Source organism: Vibrio sp. B172a, assembly GCF_030248355.1.
GTDB classification, from domain to species: domain Bacteria; phylum Pseudomonadota; class Gammaproteobacteria; order Enterobacterales; family Vibrionaceae; genus Vibrio; species Vibrio owensii.
On the sequence record NZ_JAHGAC010000044.1, the window covers coordinates 1 to 24226 of the forward strand.

At 46.1% G+C, this 24226-nt stretch carries 19 protein-coding genes; 10 read left to right on the forward strand and 9 right to left on the reverse strand.

All coding sequences use genetic code 11. The features are described from left to right. Nucleotides 1-81: 81 nt before the first annotated feature. Nucleotides 82-699, reverse strand: a complete 618-nt coding sequence (opaR, locus tag KIT90_RS27220; protein WP_009707563.1) for a transcriptional regulator OpaR — start codon at nt 697-699, stop codon at nt 82-84. Nucleotides 700-1019: 320 nt separating this feature from the next. Here opaR and hpt point away from each other — a divergent pair, with 320 nt between their 5' ends. After that, complete coding sequence (hpt, locus tag KIT90_RS27225; RefSeq protein ID WP_005439354.1) at nt 1020-1550, forward strand: hypoxanthine phosphoribosyltransferase; 531 nt, start codon at nt 1020-1022, stop codon at nt 1548-1550. A gap of 86 nt (nt 1551-1636) precedes the next feature. On the opposite strand, the gene can is transcribed toward hpt, so the two are convergent. After that, nucleotides 1637-2305 carry a carbonate dehydratase gene (gene can, locus KIT90_RS27230; RefSeq protein WP_005439355.1) on the reverse strand — a complete coding sequence of 223 codons (669 nt, stop codon included), beginning with the start codon at nt 2303-2305 and terminating at the stop codon, nt 1637-1639. Nucleotides 2306-2588: 283 nt separating this feature from the next. Between can and KIT90_RS27235 the strand changes: the two genes are divergently transcribed. The 4 genes from KIT90_RS27235 (at nt 2589) to lpxL (ending at nt 7256) form a co-directional block, all read left to right on the forward strand. Next, nucleotides 2589-4259 (forward strand): SulP family inorganic anion transporter, encoded by a 1671-nt coding sequence (locus KIT90_RS27235; RefSeq protein ID WP_285379670.1) that lies wholly within the window; start codon nt 2589-2591, stop codon nt 4257-4259. Nucleotides 4260-4496: 237 nt separating this feature from the next. Continuing rightward, nucleotides 4497-5414 carry an ABC transporter ATP-binding protein gene (locus KIT90_RS27240; RefSeq protein ID WP_005439357.1) on the forward strand — a complete coding sequence of 306 codons (918 nt, stop codon included), beginning with the start codon at nt 4497-4499 and terminating at the stop codon, nt 5412-5414. After that, complete coding sequence (locus KIT90_RS27245; protein ID WP_285379672.1) at nt 5414-6184, forward strand: ABC transporter permease; 771 nt, start codon at nt 5414-5416, stop codon at nt 6182-6184. Before KIT90_RS27240 ends, KIT90_RS27245 begins: the two co-directional genes overlap by 1 nt. Before the next feature lie 142 nt (nt 6185-6326). Then, nucleotides 6327-7256: an LpxL/LpxP family Kdo(2)-lipid IV(A) lauroyl/palmitoleoyl acyltransferase gene (lpxL, locus tag KIT90_RS27250; protein WP_285379681.1), complete on the forward strand. Its 930-nt coding sequence runs from the start codon at nt 6327-6329 to the stop codon at nt 7254-7256. A gap of 61 nt (nt 7257-7317) precedes the next feature. Here the strand turns inward: lpxL and panC are convergent, their stop codons facing one another. The 7 genes from panC to sfsA all read right to left on the reverse strand — a co-directional run bounded on the left by panC (nt 7318) and on the right by sfsA (nt 13274). After that, nucleotides 7318-8220, reverse strand: a complete 903-nt coding sequence (gene panC / locus KIT90_RS27255; protein WP_009707558.1) for a pantoate--beta-alanine ligase — start codon at nt 8218-8220, stop codon at nt 7318-7320. 11 nt (nt 8221-8231) lie between these two features. Continuing rightward, nucleotides 8232-9026, reverse strand: a complete 795-nt coding sequence (panB, locus tag KIT90_RS27260) for a 3-methyl-2-oxobutanoate hydroxymethyltransferase (protein ID WP_005439361.1) — start codon at nt 9024-9026, stop codon at nt 8232-8234. 24 nt (nt 9027-9050) lie between these two features. Then, the gene (gene folK, locus KIT90_RS27265) at nt 9051-9536 is read right to left on the reverse strand and encodes a 2-amino-4-hydroxy-6-hydroxymethyldihydropteridine diphosphokinase (RefSeq protein ID WP_009707557.1); all 486 of its coding nucleotides are present in this window, start codon (nt 9534-9536) and stop codon (nt 9051-9053) included. Next, nucleotides 9533-10900 (reverse strand): polynucleotide adenylyltransferase PcnB, encoded by a 1368-nt coding sequence (gene pcnB, locus KIT90_RS27270; RefSeq protein ID WP_005439387.1) that lies wholly within the window; start codon nt 10898-10900, stop codon nt 9533-9535. Before pcnB ends, folK begins: the two co-directional genes overlap by 4 nt. Before the next feature lie 101 nt (nt 10901-11001). After that, nucleotides 11002-11865 carry a tRNA glutamyl-Q(34) synthetase GluQRS gene (gene gluQRS, locus KIT90_RS27275; RefSeq protein ID WP_122067021.1) on the reverse strand — a complete coding sequence of 288 codons (864 nt, stop codon included), beginning with the start codon at nt 11863-11865 and terminating at the stop codon, nt 11002-11004. A 109-nt stretch (nt 11866-11974) separates the two neighbouring features. Beyond that, nucleotides 11975-12421, reverse strand: coding sequence for an RNA polymerase-binding protein DksA (gene dksA, locus KIT90_RS27280; protein WP_005439389.1), 447 nt, complete (start codon nt 12419-12421; stop codon nt 11975-11977). A 136-nt stretch (nt 12422-12557) separates the two neighbouring features. Then, nucleotides 12558-13274, reverse strand: a complete 717-nt coding sequence (sfsA, locus tag KIT90_RS27285) for a DNA/RNA nuclease SfsA (RefSeq protein ID WP_020196598.1) — start codon at nt 13272-13274, stop codon at nt 12558-12560. Between the two features lie 66 nt (nt 13275-13340). On the opposite strand from sfsA, the gene hrpB reads away from it, so the two are divergent. The 5 genes from hrpB to KIT90_RS27310 all read left to right on the forward strand — a co-directional run bounded on the left by hrpB (nt 13341) and on the right by KIT90_RS27310 (nt 24052). After that, a complete protein-coding gene (gene hrpB, locus KIT90_RS27290) occupies nt 13341-15809 on the forward strand; it encodes an ATP-dependent helicase HrpB (RefSeq protein ID WP_285379676.1) in 2469 nt (822 codons plus the stop codon). After that, nucleotides 15802-18192 carry a penicillin-binding protein 1B gene (gene mrcB / locus KIT90_RS27295; protein ID WP_045418557.1) on the forward strand — a complete coding sequence of 797 codons (2391 nt, stop codon included), beginning with the start codon at nt 15802-15804 and terminating at the stop codon, nt 18190-18192. The genes hrpB and mrcB overlap by 8 nt, the downstream gene beginning before the upstream one ends. Before the next feature lie 87 nt (nt 18193-18279). Then, nucleotides 18280-20592, forward strand: a complete 2313-nt coding sequence (locus tag KIT90_RS27300; RefSeq protein WP_039840269.1) for a patatin-like phospholipase family protein — start codon at nt 18280-18282, stop codon at nt 20590-20592. A 269-nt stretch (nt 20593-20861) separates the two neighbouring features. Then, a complete protein-coding gene (gene acnB, locus KIT90_RS27305) occupies nt 20862-23450 on the forward strand; it encodes a bifunctional aconitate hydratase 2/2-methylisocitrate dehydratase (protein WP_039840268.1) in 2589 nt (862 codons plus the stop codon). Between the two features lie 233 nt (nt 23451-23683). Next, nucleotides 23684-24052: a YacL family protein gene (locus KIT90_RS27310; protein WP_285379680.1), complete on the forward strand. Its 369-nt coding sequence runs from the start codon at nt 23684-23686 to the stop codon at nt 24050-24052. The last annotated feature ends 174 nt before the right edge of the window (nt 24053-24226 follow it).

The following is a 24226-nucleotide window of genomic DNA, read 5'->3' on the forward strand; positions in this document are numbered from 1 at the left end:
TCTCGCTTCTCGCTTCTCGTTTCCCAAAAACAAAAAAGGCCGATACCTAAGTATCAGCCTTTGTTTTAAGCCTAATTATTTTTAGTGATGTTCACGGTTGTAGATGCACAGCATATCTAGGTAAGCGCTAACTAGCGTTGATAGCTCAGCTTCGCTCTTAGAGCGGTTCGCTTGTACGAAAATAGAGTAGCAAATACCGTGGAACAGATTCGCCAAATGTTCCGGTTCATGTTGGTCACAAACTTCACCACGTTCGATCGCTTTGATGAACATGTTTTGCACCAATAGTTGGTTTGTGCGGTTTGTGGTCACGAATAATGGCCATACTTCATCACGTGTCGATGCGCTCCATTCGAACCAAACCTTCAGCCAATGGCAATCTTGGCTTACTAGCTCAATCATTGCATTAGTGATGTTGGCGATGTTTTCGCGTGCATGGATGTCTAAGTCGATGTTATCAGACAAGAAGTTCGAGAATTGACGGACAACGTGGTTCAGAACTTCATCCACTAAGTCTTCACGAGTAGGGAAGTAGTTAAATACTGTCGCAACAGAAACTTGAGCGATCTCTGCAATATCTGCGTGACCACCACGACCAATGCCGCGACGAGCAAATACTTCAAGAGCGATTTCCATCAGTTGCTGTTTACGTTTTAGAGGGGAAAGCCTAGTACGAGGTCTCTTTGCTATTGAGTCCATATCCATTTTCCTTGCCATTTGAGTTGATGTTTTGGGGATGATCCCCTAATTGATTATTTTAATAGTTGCTTAAAGCATTGATGAGTGTAATGGTGCATATGTGCAAGGTCAACATCTGATGCGTAATTTATAGACAGTAATGTCATTATTGATGTTTCATTCAACTAGATAAGTTCTAAAATTAAGACTTTCATCCAAGAATTCAATGGAATGGGAAGCGGCTTTTAACCCATGGTGCGGGGTGTTACACTACACGCCGCAAGATAAGGTGATCGTTTGCGTACGACCAACCTCAACCCACAAAGAAAATTGAGCACAGTATGAAACATACAATAGAAGTGATGATTTCTGAGCAAGAAGTTCAGGAACGTATTCGTGAATTAGGCAAACAAATTACTGAACGTTACCAAGGTAGCGAAGATCTGGTAATGGTTGGTTTGCTGCGTGGTTCATTTGTATTTATGGCAGATTTGGCTCGTGCAATCGAACTGACTCACCAAGTCGACTTTATGACCGCTTCTAGCTACGGCAACACAATGGAAAGCTCTCGTGACGTGCGTATCCTGAAAGACCTAGATGACGACATCAAAGGCAAAGACGTACTGATCGTAGAAGACATCATCGACACAGGTAACACACTGAACAAGATCCGTGAAATCCTATCTCTACGCGAGCCTAAGTCTATTGCGATTTGTACACTGCTAGACAAGCCGTCACGTCGTGAAGTTGAAGTGCCAGTTGATTACGTTGGTTTTGCTATTCCTGATGAGTTCGTTGTTGGTGTGGGTATCGACTACGCTCAGAAATACCGTCACCTACCGTTCATCGGCAAAGTGGTACCTCAAGAGTAATCATTACTCTTTTGCAAAGAATACAAAAACGCCCGTTAATCATTTAACGGGCGTTTTTTTATTCAGTCTGGCTGATACTTCTCAACTCATCGACACAGTAGTTTGTTATCTGTGTTCAGGATAGTAGAGAGTGCTTTTTGGTAAGACGCTTCCACCGTTTCTTTCGAGTTTGAGCGAATACCCAAGTACTCTAAGCGGCCATCTTCAATCCCATAAACCACGCCATGAATCTCTACGTCTTGTCCGCGCTCCCATGCATTTTGCATGATGGTCGAGTTACCCAAGTTGTAAACTTGCTCTGCAACGTTGATTTCACCAAGTTTGTCAGCTCGGTCTTCAAGCGGCATTTGGTCTAGGTAAGGGCGGTGTTTAAAGTAAAGATCACGAATGTGAAGTAGCCAGTTGTTGATGAGGCCAAGTTGAGGGTTATCGATTGCAGCGTTGACGCCGCCACAGCCGTAGTGACCACAGACAATAATGTGCTTCACTTTTAATACGTCGACCGCGTATTGCACCACAGATAGGCAGTTTAGGTCGGTGTGGATGACCTGGTTTGCAACATTTCGGTGAACAAATAACTCGCCTGAGAACAGCCCTGTTAGTCGCTCTGCAGGAACACGACTGTCTGAACAACCAATCCATAGAAAGTCGGGCTTTTGACCTTCCGCTAGTTTTGCGAAATATTCTGGGCGATCAGATTTGATTTCTTCTGACCACTTAGAGTTATTTTCGAATAATTGTTTAATTTCCGGCATCTGACATCTACTTCCCTAAAAATTAAAAAAACCAACCACTCACCAGTGCTTATAAAGCGATCAGCGCTGTAACTATACACAATGTTACAATTTCGATCCCGTTAAATATTCATTCAAGATGACTCATCTGACTAGTTCTCGCTGTGAAAATCATAAAATATGCAGACATCATTCAGTATGCGAATAAACCTAGCGAATTCGTGGTTTTATTGTGTTTTTTTCTTTGACGAAATATTTGTTAGATTGATGGCATTTTGTCTTTTTAATGCAGGGAGCAAATTCAATGTTCGGTAGTCGCTTTAAGGATATCAACTTGAAAGGGGATCTGTTTGGTGGCGTCACCACGGCCATTATTTCACTTCCTCTTGCGTTAGCCTTTGGTGTCGCTTCTGGTGCTGGCGCAGAAGCAGGCTTATGGGGCGCGATCATGGTGGGGCTTTTTGCTTCGCTGTTTGGTGGCTCAAACACCCTGATATCGGAACCAACCGGTCCAATGACAGTGATCATGACCGCTGTACTGACCAGCATGATGGCCAAGTACCCTGAAACGGGGATGGCAATGACCTTTACCGTTGTAATGATGGCGGGGGCATTCCAGATTGTGCTCGGTACATTAAAGCTCGGTAAGTACGTTACGCTGATGCCTTACAGTGTCATCTCCGGCTTTATGTCGGGTATCGGTGTCATTTTGATTATCTTGCAACTTTCGCCCCTGTTAGGCCATGCCGCGCCCTCTGGTGGGGTTATCGGGACGTTATCGGCACTGCCAGACACCATTTCTAACCTGAAGTTTAGCGAGTTGTTTTTGGGCTTGCTGACGCTAGGTATCCTGTTTTTCTTCCCTAAGCAGTACCGTAAATACGTTCCAGCTCAGTTAGTGGCATTGGTTGCCGTCACCTTGCTTTCGGTCATCCTATTTGATGCTGAAGATATTCGCCGAATTGGTGAAATCCCAGCAGGTTTGCCGTCTTTAGTTGTGCCGCATATTGATCCTGCGATGTTTACCGAAATGGTCATTGATGCCTTAGTGCTGGGCACATTAGGTTGTATTGATACCTTACTCACGGCTGTTATTGGTGACTCTTTGACGCGTAAAGAGCACGACTCAGACAAGGAATTGCGCGGCCAAGGCTTGGCGAACATGATCTCTGGTCTGTTTGGTGCTCTGCCAGGTGCTGGTGCGACAATGGGAACGGTAACCAACATTCAAGTTGGCGCCCGCTCGCCTTTATCTGGTGTGATTCGTGCTTTGATTTTGGCGCTGGTGGTATTAGTTGCAAGTGGATTAACCGAGCCGATTCCGATGGCGGTACTGGCGGGTATTGCGGTGTATGTTGGCTTTAACATTCTTGACTGGAGCTTTATTCAACGCGCGCACAAGGTCAGCTTCCCGGGCATGGCCGTGATGTATGGCGTAATGCTATTAACGGTGTTTGTTGATTTGATTGTCGCCGTTGGCCTTGGCGTATTTATCTCTAACATCATCATCATTGAACGTTTGAGCCGTGAACAAGCACGCCAAGTTAAGGCGATCAGTGATGCGGATGAAGATGATGTACCGCTGACAGACAGCGAGCGAGGGCTGTTAGACAGAGCCAATGGTAAAGTGTTGTTCTTCTATCTTTCTGGGCCAATGATCTTCAGCGTTTCGAAGGCGATTTCGCGTCAGCACTCCAGTATCTCGGATTACGAAGTGATGATTCTCGACCTGACGGATGTCCCTATGATTGATGTGACCGTTGGCTTGGCGCTAGAGAACGCCATTAAAGATGCTTTGGATGCAGAGTGTGAAGTTTATTTACTGTGTCCAAACCAACGTACGCGTGAGCAGTTAGAGAAATTCCACGTGATTGATTTGGTACCTTATGAGAACACCTACAAGTTCCGCTACGAAGCATTGAATGCAGCGGTAAAACATGTAGAAACCGATGAACATCAAATGCTAACCATGTAGTTTAAGTGACTTATTTAAAAGCGCTACCAGAGAGATTTGGTGGCGCTTTTTAGTAAATGGAATCGAGGATTTATAGTTATTTCTAATTTTATAGAAAGGTTTATTTGTATTCATCGTTATTCAACGATAAACTAATTCAACTTCAGTGCAATACCGCTTTCGACTCTTAAGTCGCTATCAATGATCCCCAACGGTATTGGCATTCACGATTCATCAACAGATGGCAATTATTACGCAATGTACGCATTAGAAATTGAACAGCTTCGCAAGACCTATGCGGGCGGATTTGAAGCGTTGAAGGGCATCAGCTTACAAGTCGAAAAAGGTGACTTCTACGCGCTTCTAGGGCCGAATGGTGCAGGTAAATCAACCACTATTGGCATTATCTCTTCTTTGGTAAACAAAACCTCGGGTACGACTAAGGTTTTTGGTTACGACATCGATACGCATCTTGAATTAGCGAAGCAGAACCTAGGCTTGGTGCCACAAGAATTCAACTTCAACCAATTTGAAACGGTTGAGCAAATTGTAATGCAGCAAGCGGGCTACTATGGCGTATCCAAAGAGCTTGCTAAAGTTCGCGCGGAAAAATACCTAACCAAGCTCGATTTGTGGGAAAAACGCAAAGAGCGCGCACGTAATTTATCCGGTGGTATGAAGCGTCGCTTGATGATTGCCCGTGCTTTGATGCATGAGCCTCAGCTGTTGATCCTTGATGAACCAACGGCGGGTGTTGATATCGAATTGCGCCGCTCTATGTGGGACTTCTTGAAAGAGATTAACCAAGAGCAGGGCATTACTATCATCCTAACAACCCACTACCTTGAAGAGGCAGAAATGCTGTGTCGCAACATCGGTATCATCAATAAAGGTGAGCTGATCGAGAACACGACGATGAAAGCGCTGCTAGGTAAACTTCGTGTTGAAACCTTTATTCTCGATGTCGAGTTTGAAGGTGAAATGCCGATGTTAGAAGGGGTAAATAGCCAGATGATGGTGAACGGCTCTTTAGAAATTGAGCTGGATAAGAGCCAAGGTTTGAACTCGGTATTTAGTCAGCTTTCTGAGCATGATGTGAAAGTGCTTTCAATGCGTAACAAAGCCAACCGTTTGGAAGAGTTGTTTGTCAGCATTGTACGTGGAGGTAACCAATAATGTATAAGTTGTATTGGACAGCTTTCTGTAGCCTGTTGACCAAAGAGATCAACCGCTTTACTCGTATTTGGGTGCAAACCTTAGTTCCGCCAGCGATCACTATGACGTTGTACTTCATCATCTTCGGTAGCTTGATTGGCTCTCGTATTGGTGAGATGAACGGCTTTAGCTACATGGAATACATCGTGCCGGGTTTGATCATGATGTCGGTGATCACTAACTCGTATTCGAACGTTGCATCGTCATTCTTTAGCTCCAAATTCCAACGCAATATCGAAGAGCTGCTCGTTGCACCGGTACCAAACTACATCATCATCCTTGGTTTTGTTATGGGAGGTGTGGTTCGTGGCCTACTGGTAGGCACCATCGTTACTTTCGTGTCGCTGTTCTTTGTTGATCTGCAAGTTGACCATTGGGGCATTATTATCGCAACGGTGTTTATGACATCTGTTGTGTTCTCATTAGGCGGTTTGATCAATGCGGTGTATGCGAGAACATTTGATGACATCTCAATTATTCCTACGTTTATTTTGACTCCGCTGACCTACCTTGGTGGTGTATTTTACTCAATCAGCCTATTGCCTGAATTCTGGCAAGGCGTGTCTAAGTTGAATCCAATCGTCTACATGGTGAATGCGTTCCGCTACGGTTTCTTAGGTGTGTCTGATGTAGACATTGTCACCTCATTTAGTGTTCTGACCGTATTTGTTATTGCACTTTACGCTGTGGCGCATTACCTCGTGACTAAAGGCATTGGCTTAAGAAGTTAATCCGAACAAAGTTTGAAAGAGCAGCCATAAGAGCTGCTCTTTCTTTATGCACATCGATACATTCCCATACAAATTTTCGACTTCTAACATGCTAGGTTTCATTCAACTGTTGTAAATGCATTTGATGCAAATGAGTGAAGCCATGAATATTGTCCCCTCTCCATCTTTCTCCTTTAAATTGCTTCTTCCTAAATATTGGTCTGTTTGGTTTGCCTTTGGTCTTTTGGCGCTGATCGTCAATCTACTTCCATACTCAGCCTTACGTTTTCTGGGGCGAGGTATCGGCTCGCTTGCGATGCCGGCCATGAAACGTCGTAAAGGCATTGCTAAGCAAAACTTGAAACTCTGTTTTCCCGAATACAGCGCTCAAGAATGCGATGAGTTGGTAAAGACAAACTTTAAATACACGGGTATGGCGCTCATCGAGACAGGAATGGCTTGGTTTTGGCCTGATTGGCGAGTGAAGCGTTTAGCTAAGGTGGTCGGAAAAGAGCGTTTACTTGAGCAAGAGAGAAATGGACGAGGTGTACTAGTGGTTTGTAGTCATCACCTTAACCTGGAAATGACGGCGAGAATCTTTAGCCAGTTTGCTAGAGGTTATGGGGTGTATCGACCGAACTCGAACCCCGTTTATGAATTCGTCCAGCATCGTGGACGAACTCGCTGTGGACACCAAATGATTGATCGAAAAGACGTAAAGTCTATGCTCAAAGTTCTGAAAAATGGTCAGCGATTGTGGTACTTACCGGACCATGATTATGGTGTGAATAATTCTGTTTTTGCACCGTTTTTTGCGGTTGAACAAGCGGCAAGTACGGTGGGTTCGAGCGTGTTGATTGATGCGACTAAGTGCGCTGTGATGTCCGGAGTGACGGTCATGAGCGGAAACCAATATACGCTTTATATCGGTCATGACCTTAGTCAGCACTTTGAGCGACGTAATCCTGTCAAAGCGGCCAGTATTTTGAATCAAGAATTAGAAGGCATGATCAGAAGAGATATTCCTGCATGGATGTGGCTGCACAAGCGATTCAAGACGCGCCCTGAAGGGCTTGAATGCGTTTACTCATAAACTATCCAGCAGACACAAAAAAGGTCGGCGTAGTGCCGACCTTTTCGTTTATGCATTTCGCTTATTCAGCGCTTGCTGAGTTTGCTTCGCTTGATTCTTCTTCTTTGGTTTCTACGACCATATCAACCGTTTGGTTGTCGATTAGGCGTGCTTTACCTAAGAATGCAGACATCAAGATCACCGCTTGAGTGGTCTCTGCAGTAATCGCTTGAAGTGTACGAGCATCACGAATGAAGATTTCATCAGGCTGTAGACCTGCTGCACGCAGTTGGTCGTTCGCATCTTCAATCACAGAAGCATAATCGTCACGGCCGCCGCGCATAGCACTGCTGATCCAACGCATAGTGCGAGCCAGGACTGGAGCACGTTGGCGCTCATCAATCGTCAGCAGACCATTGCGAGAACTCATCGCTAGGCCGTCCATTTCACGTACGGTTGGTACGCCAATGATTTCGATGTCCATTGCTAGGTCATCAACCATCTTGCGAATCACAGCAAGCTGTTGGAAGTCTTTCTCACCAAAGCAAGCCACATCAGGCTGAACGATATTGAACAGCTTGTTTACGATGGTGGTAACACCACGGAAGTGACCTGGGCGAGAAGCGCCTTCAAGGATGGTTGATAAGCCCGGCACGTCAACAAACGTTTGTTTGTCCAAGCCTTCTGGGTAGATGATTTCTGGTGTAGGAGTGAACACCATTTCTACGCCTTCGCCACCTAGTTTGCTTAAATCTTCTTCTAGAGTGCGAGGGTAGTTATTTAAATCGTCTGCACGGTCAAACTGCATCGGGTTTACAAAGATGCTTACGACAACGACATCAGCGTATTCACGAGCTTTACGAACAAGCGTCAAGTGACCTTCGTGTAGATTGCCCATGGTTGGGACAAACGCCACTTTGCGACCTTCACGCTTAAAGGTTTTCACCTGTTCACGAATCGCTGAGATTTCCGCAAAAGTTTGCATGCATTTATCCTCTAGGCAATAGTGTGAGCTGCGTCTGGGAATGCACCGCTTTCGACATCAGCCATGTATTGAGCCACGGCTTTGCGCATATCGCCTGTTTCAGCAAGGAAGTTTTTCGAGAATTTTGGCATGTAGTTCGCCGAAATTCCAAACATATCGTGCATTACAAGAATTTGACCATCAGTTACGTTACCAGCACCGATACCAATCACAGGTACATCAAGTACTTGAGTAATACGATCCGCCAATTCAGCTGGAACACACTCTAGCAAAACAATTTGAGCACCAGCTTCTTGCAGTGCCAGTGCGTCTTTCACCATGCGATCCGCTTTTTCTTGGTCGCGGCCTTGTACTTTGTAACCACCAAAGATGTTTACAGATTGAGGTGTTAGGCCTAGGTGAGCACAAACAGGAACTGCACGTTCAGTTAGCATCTTAACCGTATCAACTAACCAATCGCCGCCTTCGATTTTTACCATATTTGCACCAGCACGCATTAACGTTGCTGCGTTCTCACACGCTTGCTCTGGCGTTGCGTAGCTCATGAATGGCATATCAGCCATCAATAGGCAATTCGGGCTACCAGCGCGTACACAGCGTGTGTGATAAGCAATATCTTCAACGGTTACCGGTAATGTATCGTTTTTACCTTGCAGAACCATGCCTAGAGAGTCACCGACCAATAGAACAGGCATTTCTTGGCTTTCAAAAAGTTGGGCAAAGCTTGCATCGTATGCAGTTGAAGTAGCAAATTTACGACCTTCTTGCTTCCACTTAATCAGGTCGTTAATGGTCATTTTTTTCATTGTTTTATCCTCACTAGGAGTTGGCTATGACTGCCAAATATTGAGGCCGTTACGATCTACTTGTGCAAGTAGTGACGACACCTCGGTCCCGTCTGGGAGTTGTAAACTTGGTGCAATTTCCGCAAGAGGGTAGAGTACGAACTCGCGCTCTCTCATTCCATAGTGTGGAACTGTCAGTCTTTCGGAATCGATCACCTCATTGCCATAAAGAATCATGTCGAGGTCCAAAGTTCTTGGACCCCAGCGTTCATCTTTACGGACACGCCCTTGCTCTTGCTCAATCGCTTGGGTGCAATCGAGCAGTTCAAGAGGCGTCAAATTGGTTTTTATCGCCACAACCGCGTTGATGTAATCCGGTTGGTTTTGCGGTCCCATCGGTGTACTGCTGTAAAGTGATGAAGCCTGCACAAACTCTGAGTTTGGTAATGTTTTAAGGGCTTCGATCGCTTGCTTCGCTTGGCTTACAGGATCAGCCAAGTTACTGCCTACCGCAATGTACGCTGTGATCATGACTTTGGCTTACTCTTTTTCTTGCGGTAAGTTTTACGGCGACGTTGACCGGTTTTAGGCGCTTGGCCGTCTAGGTCTGCTGCCATAGCTTGGCGCATTTCTCGGCCAGCATTTTGGAAAGTTTCCCACCACTTGGCAAGCTTCTGAGTATCACCGCCTTCAATTTCACCGCGCATTTCAAGAAAATCAAAGCCAGCTCTAAATTTGTTGAGCTCCATTAGGCGGAATGCACGTTTACCGTTGCGTCGTGGAAGGCGTAATTGCAGTTGCCAAATTTCACGAATCGTCGCTGTGTGACGGCGCGGAATGGCAATGGTACGAACTTGGTCATCAAGAATGATGTTGCTCGCTTCCATTATGGCATCGTAATGGCACAGGTTACGCTGTTCCATTAGTTTATCTGCCATGGCACATAGCGGGTACCACAGCATCGCTGCAAACATGAACGCAGGATTGATGCGCTTGCCTTCTTCGATTCGCATATCAGTCGAATCAAGCACTAAATCTAGCATTTGTTCGGTATGAGATTCGTAATCTTCAGTGAAGTGCTCAGCAATTACAGGGAACAACTGTTGGAACAGGTTGTATTCGCGCAGTAGGTGATAAGTCTCTAGGCCGTGACCAGATTGAAGCATCTTCAACGATTCTTCGAAAAGACGTGCTGATGGGATATCACGCAGAAGTGGTGCCATCTCTTCAATCGGTGCTGCGGTGTCTTCTTCGATATCGAAGTCGAGTTTCACAGCGAAGCGAACGGCGCGCAGCATGCGCACAGGGTCTTCACGGTAACGGGTTTCTGGGTCACCGATTAGACGAACAAGGCGGTCCTCTAGATCTTCAATGCCACGTGCATAGTCGTGAATAGAGTAATCTGCGATGTTGTAATACATCGAGTTAATCGTGAAGTCACGGCGCTCTGCATCTTCATCAATAGTGCCGTAAACATTGTCACGAAGCAGCATGCCTTCTTTTGACTGCTGGGAAACGTTCTTGTTCTTTTGCTCTTGGTGGTGACCACGGAAGGTCGCAACTTCGATGATGTCTCGGCCAAACATAATGTGGGCAAGACGGAAGCGACGGCCAATCAAACGGCAGTTTCTAAACAGCTGTTTGATTTGTTCTGGTGTCGCGTTAGTTGCGATATCAAAGTCTTTTGGTTTTTGTCCAAGCAGTAAGTCTCGAACCCCGCCACCCACAAGAAAAGCATCGAAACCGGCACCGTTTAGTCGGTATAGCACCTTCAGTGCATTATCACTGATCTGCTTACGCGAAATGTTGTGCTCTTCACGAGTAAGTACATTGAGAGCGAGTTCTGGGATCATGGCAGATTCGCTTGTTGTATTGTCGTTTGTATTCATGTGCATCTGGCAATAACTGGGTTTAATCCAATCTTGCTTTGGTTAGTTTTTATGCCTCTAGGGCCAATTTTGCGGCTAATGATAGCCTACACAGTGCCGTTTGAGAATCACGGTGTGATCTCGATCTCCGCTGGAAGCTGTTGCAAACGCCAATTTTCGCAGCCCCAACGTAGTATTTCGTCTACGTTAGCGGCTCGAATATCTTCAGGAATATCGAATCCTAAAAACGTCATTGCATGCAGCAGAGCTGGCTTCGGATTAGCGACATCAATGGCTGTCGCATGGTTTTGTTTCGACAGTTTGTTGCCATTAGTGTCCATCGCCAATGGTAAATGCAAGTAGCTAACTTCCGGTTGTCCAAGAATTTGGTACAAGCTGATTTGACGACCTGTGGGCTCAATTAAGTCGGCACCACGGACGACTTCAGTCACCCCTTGGTCGATATCGTCTAATACTACCGCAAGATTATAGGCAAATAATCCATCTCGACGTTTAATAATGAAATCTTCATTTACTAACGCCTCAGGAATGGTCATCAAACCATGCTTCTGATCGAGGAAATTGGCGATGGGCTTGGTCATTTTTAGGCGAATCGCACCTTCTTTCAAGCCTTTGTCGCGGCAAGTGCCGAGATAATAACCACCATGTTCTTTTATTTGCTTGCGTGTACATTGGCAATAATAAGCATCGCCATTCTCCAACCACGCATCAATTTGTGCTTGATATAAATGGTGTCGTTCACTTTGATACACCACTTCACCATCCCAGTGGAGTTGATAAGCTTGGAGCGCATTAAGAATATCTTCTGCCGCACCAGGCATTTCTCTCGGAGGGTCAAGATCTTCGATACGAACGAGCCAAGTCCCTTGATTGGCTTTTGCTTGAAAGTAGCTGCCAAGAGCGGCAACTAAGGAACCAAAATGTAACGGTCCTGAAGGGGATGGGGCAAATCGACCTACATAGCGTGTCATGCGTGTATCTCGAAAGTATTCGGGTAAAACTAGAAGTTTAGCGTTAAAAAGCTAGTCAAAACAAAAAGGGAGCCTGAGCTCCCTTTCAATAATCATAATGCGTGGTTGATTAACCTTGCATCTGTTTCTCTTTGATTTCTGCAAGTGTTTTACAGTCAATACAAAGGTCAGCAGTTGGACGCGCTTCTAGGCGACGAACGCCAATCTCTACGCCACAAGATTCACAGAAGCCGAAATCGTCTTCAGTAATTTTGTCTAGAGTCTTTTCGATCTTCTTGATCAGGCGACGCTCACGGTCACGGTTACGCAGTTCTAAGCTGAACTCTTCCTCTTGAGAGGCACGGTCAACTGGATCTGGGAAGTTCGCTGCTTCGTCCTGCATGTGGTGTACAGTGCGATCGACTTCTTCCCTGAGCTGATTACGCCAAGCTGTTAAGATCTTTGTAAAGTGTTCAACCTGCTCTGGTGACATGTATTCTTCACCAGGCTTTTCCTGATATGGCTCCACACCGGCAATGGCTAGGATGCCTATCGTTTTCTTCTTTGATTCTGGCATACAGCATCTCCTACTTACACCTAGTCAACTGCATCGCAGTCAATTTAAGGCGGGTATCTATAGCAAAAAGAGGCGGTGCAGGCAATTACTGAATCGCAAACTTATCGTCAATGTGAAGACGACATCATTTTTTCTCTCAATTGATAAATTCAATAGCAGAGATTAGCTTGACTTCAGTGTTGCTCAGTTCGGCTTTGTAGCAGAGAACTTCTACTCCAGCGTCTTGTGCTTGTTTTAGTAACGTTGAATATTTCGCGTCTATATGGTGCGCCGCAGATACTTTTTCAATACCTGAATGTAAAACAGTGAATAAAAGTATGGCTCTACTTCCAGTTTGTGCCATTTCTGTGAGCTCTCGCAGGTGCTTTTGTCCTCGCGTGGTCACGGCATCAGGGAAATAACCTTGTCCCGATGAACTTTCCTCATCAAGTAGGGTGACGCTCTTCACTTCTATATAACACTTTGATTTATCACTTGCGCTGAGCAAGATATCAATTCGGCTATTTTCATTGCCGTATTTCACTTCAGTTTGAAGTTGGTCATATCCCGACAGTTCCGAAATGACATTATTTTCAATTGCTTCTACCGCTAGTTGATTGGCACGAGCAGTATTTATACAAATACGATGCCCTTGTGGCGTTTCGCTCAGTTCCCAACTGTTTGGGTATTTGCGTTTTGGGTTATCAGAAGTGGAATACCAAACTTTATTGCCCGGAGTGGCACAGCCGGTCATTGCACCGGTGTTTGCGCAGTGGATAGTACGAATTTCACCGTTATCCAATTCGATATCGGCAAGGAAGCGTTTGTAGCGTTTAAGTAGAGTCGCTGACTCTAGAGCAGGTTCGAATTGCATTTGCTTATTTAGCCAAGAGTGTTTTTATGTACAATGTGCCCAACATTACAACATAGGGTATTTCCTTTGTCACAATTGCCGATCGAAGCCGTGATGCCACAATTACTTACGGCGGTCAAACATCAACACCAAGTGATCCTCAAGGCAGCTCCTGGTGCCGGTAAATCCACTTACTTCCCACTACAACTTCTTAAAAGCCAAGCCGTGACGGGCAAGATTGTAATGCTAGAGCCTCGTCGTCTTGCTGCGCGCAATATCGCACGTTATTTGGCGCAGCAGTTGGGAGAGCAAGTCGGAGAGCGTGTGGGTTATCGGGTGCGTGGTGAGACAAAGGTGAGTAAGCACACTCAACTTGAAATTGTGACGGAAGGGATCATGACGCGCATGATCCAAAGTGACCCTGAATTAGACGGCATTGATCTACTGATTTTTGATGAATTTCACGAGCGTAGCATTCACGCCGATACCGCGTTAGCGTTCAGTTTAGAAGTTCAAGAAGCACTGCGAGACGATTTAAAGCTGGTGGTGATGTCGGCAACGCTTGACCAAGATGCCTTGCAATCCTTATTACCGGAGGCGGTTTACATTGAGTCGGAAGGTCGTAGTTTTGAGGTAGAAACGCGTTATTTACCACTTGGAGCGAATGATCATTTGCCGACCTCCATGGCAAAAACGATCGAGCTCTTGATGAGCAAAGAGTCTGGTTCTTTGCTTGCTTTTCTTCCCGGTGTGGCGGCGATCAAACAAGTCGAAGAGCGTTTGTCCCATCTACCTGATAACGTCGAAGTGTGCCCTCTTTATGGTCAACTCAGCTTCGCTGATCAGCAAAAAGCCATCGCTCCCGCTTCTGGAGGTAAACGCAAAGTCGTGCTCGCGACTAACATTGCTGAAACTTCTTTGACTATTGAAGGCATTCGATTGGTCGTCGATTCTGGCTTAGAACGTGTGGCGCGTTTTGATTTGAAGAATGGACTTACCCGCTTAGAGCAAGTACGAGTAGCACAGTCGTCTGCAATTCAACGTGCTGGCCGTGCAGGGCGTATTGAAGAGGGCATTTGCGTCCGATTGTATTCGGAAAGCCAATTCAAGCAACAACCGCAAGTTCCTCAACCAGAAATCCTGCACTCAGATTTAGCAAGCTTAGTAATGGAACTGGCATTCTGGGGAGCAGGGGATATCGCTGAGCTTAAATGGTTGAATATTCCTTCTTCAGCATCGCTTGCTCAGGCCAAACAGCTGTTGATTTCTTTAGGGTTACTTACCGAGCAAGGCCAACTTACTTCTGCAGGTAAGACGGCCCACGCTCTTGGTGTAGAGCCGCGCTCAGCAGCAATGCTGATTCAGACGCTGCAGCGTAGTGAAAAAATGCTAAATACCGCTTTGGCTGCGGTCGCCCTAATTGAAGAGCCGGAGCGCAATGTGACTAACATCGCGCATAGCCTACATCGCTGGGTAAGTGGTACACATGCAAAGAAAGCGATATTGCACAAGCGATCTCAAGCGCTGGCGCACAAACTGGATACGGTATTCAGCCTACCTAATGTCGATGAGCGAGTGCTGGCACTAGTATTGAGCTTAGCTTTCCCAGATCGCATCGCGCAGCAGCGTGTTAACCAATATGGTCGTTTTACTTTGTCGAACGGGCATGGTGCTGAGTGTCGAGCAGAAGAGACACTCGGTGGTTGTGATTACTTAGTTGCGATTGATTTGATGCGCTCGCATTCTAACTCAAGCCAAATTAACCTAGCTTGTGACTTAGATATCAACGCATTACAAGAAACGTTCGAGCACCTTTTCACGACGACTGAGCTGGTTGATTGGGATGAGAAAAAAGGCCGTTTGATTGCCGAACGCCAAATCAAACTTGGTCAACTAGTGATTAAGCGAGAAGCCTTGCCGAGTCCGGGTAAAGAAAAAATGACACAAGCTTTACTCACTTATGTCCGCCGTCAGGGCTTACAGAGTCTAAACTGGACACCGGCAGCGGAAAATTTGTTAGAACGTATTCGCTGCGCAGTGGAATGGTTACCAGAGCAAGCTTGGCCGAGTTTTGATGAGACCAGTTTGCTTAATGGCCTAGAAGAGTGGCTAGAGCCGTACATGAGCACGGTATCATCGGTGAAAGATTTGGCGAAAGTGAACCTAGTGGAAGCGTTGAACGCTCGATTAGGTTGGCCGTTGAATCAACAGATTGATGAGTGGTTACCAGAAGATTATCGCTTACCAACAGGTTCGAAAAAGCGTATTCGTTACCAATTTGGTCATGAACCAGTACTGTCAGTGCGTATGCAAGAAGTGTTTGGAGAGAGCACTTCTCCAACCGTGGCACAAGGTCGCAAGCGATTGGTGTTAGAGTTACTTTCTCCAGCACAGCGTCCTCTTCAGGTGACAACGGATTTAGCTGCCTTTTGGGCAGGAAGCTACAAAGAAGTGCAAAAAGAGATGAAAGGCCGATATCCAAAACACGTTTGGCCTGACGATCCTGCCACTCATGTAGCGACAACAAAAACAAAAAGACAATTGAATAATGACTGATACAAAAAAGCCCGGTGCAAAAAGAGCACCAGCCAAGAAAACAACGTCAAGTAAAACGACTGCCGCTAAGAAAAGCGGTGCGAAGCGACCGAGAAAATCGCCATCGAAAAAGCCAAGTAATGGCAAGCGGTCTTGGCTTAAAATCATTTGGTCATTTAGCTGGAAAGCGGGTGTTGCGCTTGCGGCGGTGTTGCTGTTTGTCGGTATCTATCTCGATAGTGTGGTGAAAGATCGCTTTGACGGTCAGCTGTTTGATCTGCCAACTGTCGTTTATGCGCGTATCCTCAATTTGAGTCCGGGTGAGAACATTACCATCAAAGAGATGCGTAATGAGCTTGATGTATTGAACTACCGTAAAGTAAGTCAGCCTCGTTACCCTGGTGAATACTCTTCTTCTTCAACGCGTATTGAGCTTATTCGTCGTCCGTTCGAGTTTGCTGATGGTCCTGAGCCTGATCGTCACGTCATGCTGCATTTCTCAAGCAGTGGTTTACAACGCATTCAATCTCTGGAATCCAAAGGCGATCTTGGTTACCTGCGTATTGAACCTAAGATGCTAGGGATGTTGGAAAAAGATCAGAATGAACAGCGTCTGTTCTTACGTCGAGATCAATTCCCAGAAGTGCTTGTCGATGCACTGTTAGCAACTGAAGACCGTGATTTCTATCAGCATGATGGCGTTTCGCCGCTGGCGATTGGTCGTGCCCTTGTTGCTAACATCAAAGCAGGTCGTACTGTTCAAGGTGGTAGTACACTTACTCAGCAGTTAGCGAAAAACTTATTCCTGACACGCGATAAAACCTTGTGGCGAAAAGTCCGTGAGGCGTACATTGCTCTGATTCTGGACTACCGCTACAGCAAAGACCGTATTCTTGAAGCTTACCTGAATGAAGTCTACTTAGGTCAGAGCGGTGGAGATGCAATCCATGGTTTTGCTTTGGCATCACGTTACTACTTCGGTCAGCCGATCCAAGAGCTTCGTATCGACCAACTCGCGATGTTGGTAGGTATGGTGAAAGGACCGTCTTACTACAACCCAATTCGTTACCCTGAGCGCACCAAAACGCGTCGTGACTTGGTATTGCGTTTGTTGATGCAACAAGACATGTTAACCGCGCAGCAATATGAACAAGCGGTAAATCGTCCGTTAGATACACAAAGTAAACCTCGTATCGCGAGTCGTCAGCCTGCGTACTTCCAACAACTGAACATTGAGCTGAAAGAAAAAGTAGGTGACAACTTCAAAGCTGAAACAGGCTTACGTTTGTTTACTTCTCTCGACCCTGTATCGCAAAGCAAGTTAGAGCAAGCGATTGCGAAAAAAGTCCCTGAGCTTGCTAAACGTGCTGGTAAAGAGCTGGAAGCTGCAGCGGTTGCGGTTGACCGTCACAGTGGCGAGATTCGCGCTATGGTCGGCGGCAAGCGAGTTGGCTACGAAGGTTTTAACCGCGCCTTGAATGCAAGTCGTCCAATTGGTTCTTTGGTTAAGCCTGCAATCTATTTGACCGCGCTAGAGCAGCCAGAAAAGTACAACCTTGCAACCACGCTTCACGATACTCCGCTTAGCTTGAAAGGCAGTAAAGGCAGCGTTTGGTCGCCGCGCAACTTTGACCGTAAGTTCCGTGGTGATGTGCCGCTGTACTTAGCGTTGGCGAAATCACTCAATGTGCCTACCGTGCGTTTGGGTATGGAGCTGGGTATTCCAGAAGTTTCGGCTACGCTAGAGCGTTTGGGCGTGGATAAGAATGAAATTCGTCCAGTGCCTTCTATGTTCCTTGGTTCCTTCTCGTTGACGCCATTCGAAGTCGCGCAGATGTACCAAACAGTCACTAACTCAGGTAAGCGCGCCAAGCTATCGGCATTACGTTCAGTGATCGATATGGATGGCAATGTGCTTTATCAATCACTACCTCGCTCATCTCAAGCGGTGGACCAACAAGCGGCTTGGCTGACGACTTATGCGATGAAGCAAGGTGTTGCTCAAGGGACAGGCCGATTCCTACAAAGTCAGTTCGCATGGGCTGCTCTGGCAGGTAAAACCGGTACCAGTAATGACAGCCGTGACAGTTGGTTTGTGGGGGTCGACGGCCGTGAAGTGACCACGGTGTGGCTTGGCCGCGACGATAACAAGTCGACCAAGCTAACTGGTTCAAGTGGTGCACTGCGTGTCTACGCGGAATACCTTAAACAACGCATTCCTGAGCGACTAGAGTTGCCTTGGCCAAAAGAAGTGACCACATTAGGATTCCAAAAAGCTGCTAATGGCGCGCTGGAAATGAACTGCCGCAGTGAATACAAGCTGCCAGTGTGGGACAAGTCTGGGCAAATCAAACAGCAATGTGAGAAAAAATCTAATTGGTTGAATAACCTATTTGATTGGTAAGACCACCAAAAACGCCATCACTGACTTGTGAAGTTGTTCAAATCTTAGTAAAAGTAGGTGTTCAATATTCAGTAAAGGAAGAAGTGAATGTTCAAAAAGTCGATCTCAAACCCATGGAAGCGTTGTGTTGCGCTCTGGGTCTGTTCCTTTTTGATTGCAACACCTTCCTTTGCTAAGCAAGTCAGTGATGATCAATCTCGTCCTAAAATCGCCGTCGTACTGGCTGGTGGTGGGGCAAAAGGAGCCGCTCACATCGGGGTTTTGAAGGCTCTGGAAGAGATGAATATTCCCGTTGATATCATCACCGGGACTAGTATGGGTGCCTATGTCGGTGGCCTATATGCCACGGGGATGAGCGCCGATGAAATCGAAAGCTTTATCTACAGTGTCGATTGGAACAGCGGTTATCGAGACCGTGTCGACCGCAGCCAACGTCGCGTCCGCGATAAAGAATACGAAGACCGTTATCAAATCACCACTGACCTAGGGCTGAGGTTTGGTGAAGTGCGTTCGCCAACAGGCGTGGTGCAAGGCCAAAACATGTTGCGCATTCTACGTGAAACCACAGGCAACCTTGGTCGTTTTAACTCCTTTGATGATCTTGCCATTCCATACCGTTCAGTCGCGACGGATATCGTCGAGCTAGAAGAGGTCGTCTTAGATAACGGTTATCTAGTTGATGCCATGATGGCGAGTATGTCAGTGCCTGGCGCGCTTCCACCATATGAACTGAATGGCCATATGCTGGTGGACGGCGGTGTAGTCAATAACATGCCTGTTGATGTTGCTCGCGCAATGGGCGCCGATGTGGTAATTGCCGTTGATATTAGTACCGATTACAAAAGTGAAGAGGACTTTACTGGCTTATTTGCCGTCGCAGACCAACTGTCCAACTATCTAGTTCGCCGTAGTACTCAAGAACAAGCTGAAACGCTAAGCGGCGATGATGTCTACATTCGTCCTGATGTTGGGCAGATGGAAACGGTCGAATTCGAAAAAATGCCAGACGCTTTTAAAGCGGGTTATGAGATCACTCGAGGACTAAAGTCAAAGCTTGAAGGGCTGAGTGTATCGAATGCGGAGTACCAGAAATACATCGAGCATAAACAAGACATGCGCAAGAACCTTGAGTATGGGGATGAGCGTGTCGTCGACCAAATCGTTCTTGTGAACAATACCCACTACAGTGATGTGCTGTTGACTAACCGACTTGAGTTAGACACAGGACGCCCTCTAGAAACGGCTGAGATAGAAAAAGCGGTAGAAAATCTCTATGCACTGGATCGTTTTGAGCTGATCACTTATCACTTTGAAGAAATCGATGGGGTGAACTTACTCGTCTTTGAAGTGAACGAAAAATCTTGGGGTCCAAACTACCTAAACTTCCGCTTCTTCTTAGAAGATGATTTCAATACCGATAGTCAATATGGCATCGGCATGTCGGCCAATTTTACCAACTTGAACTCTCACGGCGCTGAGCTGACCTTTAATGTGGATATGGGTACGGATAAATTGATTGAGGCGGAGCTTTATTCTCCAGTGCTTTCGAGTCAGCAGTTGTTTGTTTCTAGCAAAGTGAATTACAACACAGAGAACAGAAACCTCTCTGATAACTTTGAAAACCCTGATATTGGATCCGTCTACGATTACTTGCCGGTTTCTTACACCGAGTTTATTACAGAGCTTGCTGCGGGTGTGCAACCAACGTTGTGGCAAGAGTTCCGAGTTGGCGGGCGCTATACCAAAGGGGCGATTGAAGCATCCACTTTTCAGTCTTTCGGTGAGCTTGATTATGAGCGTTTGGGTGTCTTTGCCAATTACCGCCTAGATACCTTGGACGATTTCGCTTTCCCAACGCACGGTATGTTGATCGATTTGGATTACCTAGTTTCTCACGATAAGACTCCAGAGGATTTTCGTCAGTTAAACCCTGACGGTAATATTGAAGATACCGTTTATGAGATTACCGCGCGTTTCAAGGGAGCAGTGACTCATAGTCGTCATACTTTAGTCGGACAAGCGGAATACAGCTTTGTTGAGAGCAAAAACTCGTCTGTACCTTTAGACCCGCGTGAGCTTGGTGGTTTCTTGAATCTCTCAGGCATTCCACGTAACAGCCTGATCGGGCAGAACTTATTCTATACCAGCCTGGTGTATCGTTATAAATGGATGGATAACGACTTCGGGCTGTTTGAAGCACCTGTGTATTTAGGTGCATCCCTTGAACATGGTGGTGTTTGGTCAGATAACGATCTGAAGCTCAATGAAGCGCCGCTGTACAATGCCGCATCGATTTTCTTTGGGGTCGATTCTCCAATAGGACCGATCATGTTGGCATACGGTCGTACCGAGCAAGATTTAGATGCCGTGTACTTGATCGTTGGAACATCATTTAAATAACCGGGAATAGGACAGCAAGATCTCCGCATATTTAGCCAAAATTTACCGGACTTTAGTCGTAAGTTGCTATGTTGGTCAAAATGATGAGATTTTAATTTAACGTTAAATTTGCTATTCTTTCGCCCACAGTTTGGCCTCTACGGCGCTGTTTCTCAATCAGAATTGAATGAAAACAAGGGCAATGGAGAGCCAAGTTTCCAAGGATGTTCACTCCTTTACTTTGAAAAATAGTAAGAAAAAAGGAGGAACCGCAATGAGAGGAAAAAGTCGTGCTTGAAGCCTACCGTAAACACGTCGAAGAGCGTGCTGCCGAAGGAGTTGTTCCTAAACCGCTAGACGCTGAACAAGTTGCTGGACTTGTTGAACTTCTGAAAAATCCCCCGCAAGGTGAAGAAGCCTTTATTCTTGACCTACTAGAGAACCGTATCCCACCAGGTGTAGATGAAGCTGCTTATGTAAAAGCAGGTTTCTTGACGGCTGTTGCTAAAAGTGAAGTAGCATCACCGCTTGTAAGCCGTGAGAAAGCCGCAGAGCTATTAGGTACGATGCAAGGCGGTTACAACATCGCGCCCCTAGTCGAGTTCCTAGATGACGATGCGCTTGCCCCAATTGCGGTAAAAGCGTTATCTCACACCCTATTGATGTTCGATGCTTTCTACGATGTAGAAGAGAAAGCCAAAGCAGGCAATGCATTCGCGAAGCAAGTTCTACAATCTTGGGCGGATGCTGAATGGTTCACATCAAAAGAAAAAGTAGCGGAAAAGATTACCGTTAAAGTCTTTAAAGTGACCGGTGAAACCAACACCGATGACTTATCTCCAGCACCAGATGCATGGTCCCGTCCTGATATTCCAGTACACGCGAAAGCGATGCTGAAAATGGAACGTGATGGCATCGTTCCAGACCAACCAGGCAGCGTTGGTCCTATTAATCAAATCGAAGAACTGCAAAAAGATGGCATTCCACTAGCGTATGTTGGTGACGTTGTTGGTACGGGTTCTTCGCGTAAATCTGCAACTAACTCTGTTCTTTGGTTCATGGGGGAAGATATCCCATTCGTACCAAACAAGCGCACTGGTGGTATCTGTCTAGGTGGTAAGATTGCTCCTATCTTCTACAACACAATGGAAGACTCTGGCGCATTACCTATCGAGTTAGACGTACAAAATATGAACATGGGGGATGTCATTGACATCTTCCCGTACGAAGGCGTTGTACGTAAAAACGGCGAAGACATTTCTAGCTTTACGCTAAGCAAAGTATTGCTTGATGAAGTTCGCGCGGGTGGCCGTATTCCACTGATCATCGGTCGTGGTTTAACAAGCCGTGCTCGTACTTCACTTGGTTTAGAAGAAACCGATCTATTTGCTAAGCCAGTTGACCCTTCTGCATCAGACAAAGGCTACACGCTAGCTCAGAAGATGGTGGGTAAAGCATGTGGTGTTGAAGGCGTACGTGCAGGTCAGTACTGTGAGCCTAAGATGACAACCGTAGGTTCTCAGGACACCACAGGCCCAATGACGCGTGATGAGCTAAAAGACCTTGCGTGTCTTGGCTTCTCAGCTGATCTAGTGATGCAGTCATTCTGTCACACATCGGCATATCCAAAACCAGTCGACGTAAACACACACCACACGCTACCGGATTTCATCATGAACCGTGGCGGTGTATCACTTCGTCCGGGCGATGGTGTGATTCACTCGTGGCTAAACCGTATGCTTCTGCCTGATACGGTAGGTACAGGTGGTGACTCGCATACTCGTTTCCCTCTCGGTATTTCGTTCCCAGCAGGTTCAGGTCTTGTTGCGTTCGCAGCAGCGACCGGTGTTATGCCACTGGATATGCCAGAGTCAATCTTGGTGCGCTTTAAAGGCGAAATGCAGCCAGGTATCACGCTACGTGACCTTGTGCATGCCATTCCTTTATACGGCATCAAGCAAGGCCTTCTAACAGTAGAGAAAGCAGGTAAGATCAACGAATTCTCTGGTCGCGTACTTGAAATTGAAGGCGTTGAGCACCTAACTGTAGAGCAGGCATTTGAGTTGTCTGATGCGTCAGCAGAACGTTCTGCGGCAGGTTGTACCGTTAAGCTATCTCAAGCGTCTATTGAGGAATACCTAAACTCAAACATCACCATGCTGAAATGGATGATCTCGGAAGGTTACGGCGACCGTCGTACTATCGAGCGTCGTATTACTGCGATGGAAGAGTGGTTGGCAAATCCTGAGCTTATGGAAGCAGATTCAGATGCGGAATACGCTCACGTGATTGAGATTGACCTAGCTGAAATCAACGAACCAATTCTTTGTGCGCCAAACGATCCAGATGACGCTCGTCTTCTGTCTGACGTTCAAGGTACACAGATTGATGAAGTGTTCATCGGTTCTTGTATGACGAACATTGGTCACTTCCGTGCTGCAGGTAAGCTACTTGAGAAGTTCAATGGTCAATTAGACACTCGTCTATGGGTAGCGCCACCAACGAAGATGGACCGTGACCAACTTACAGAAGAAGGTTACTACGGTATTTACGGCCGCGCTGGCGTTCGTATTGAAACTCCAGGTTGTTCGCTATGTATGGGTAACCAAGCACGAGTTGCAGACAAAGCAACAGTAATGTCGACTTCAACACGTAACTTCCCGAACCGTCTAGGTACTGGTGCAAATGTGTACCTATCTTCAGCGGAACTTGCGGCAGTGGGTGCGATTCTAGGTAAGATTCCAACTAAGGAAGAATACTTAGCGTACATGGAGCAAATTGATGCGACAGCTGCGGATACTTACCGTTACTTGAACTTCCACAAAATGGAACAGTACACCAAGAAAGCAGATAACGTGATCTTCCAAGAGCCAGCGTAATCTTAGCGAGCTCTGTGAATACTTAGTTAAGCGCCCACCTTTTGGTGGGCGCTTTTTTCTTTGCAGAACGCTGCGCTTCGAGATATTAGAACTACGTCATTTCCTAGACTAGGAGAGGGGGGGAGTAGAAATCTCTTTTAAACAAGCCATTGAGAGAGCTCTCGTCTCTCACTTCTCCCATTCAACATCTCCCTGTATACTCCGCACCAAATTGATACGAAAAGGCGATCACGATGGAATTTGAATTCATCCGTAACACATTGATGGGCGAATACTATGTCAAATGCAGCATGGGGCATGAGATTGTGGGTCGTTGGTTGCAAGAAGAAATAGGCAAAGACCCAGCCAAAATTGCTCAGGTAGAAGCTTTAATTGATCAGGCATTTTCTTCGCCATCTCAAGAGCATAGGTTAACTGGTGCAGAGATCAGTTTGATGATCCACGGTGATGAGGTGATAGTGCAAGAAAACGCACTGGGCCATGAGTATGAAGTGGAAATGGAAAGCGAGTTTGATTTCTACGATGCAGAGAGTACAGCTAGCTGTGGTATTGAAGACTTTTGTGCCTTGATAGAGCAATGGAAAGACTTTTTGAACATTTAATGCACAGTTTTGGGTAGCCAGACTCGAATTGCCTTATATTTGTGAAAAGGGCGCACCGATATGGTGCGCCCTTTTTGCTTATAAGTTTGTTAATTTTACTAATTCTATATAAATCAATGAGATAAAAAGTTGGCACGCCGCTTGGATTAATAAAACTGTTTCAGGATGAAAGCT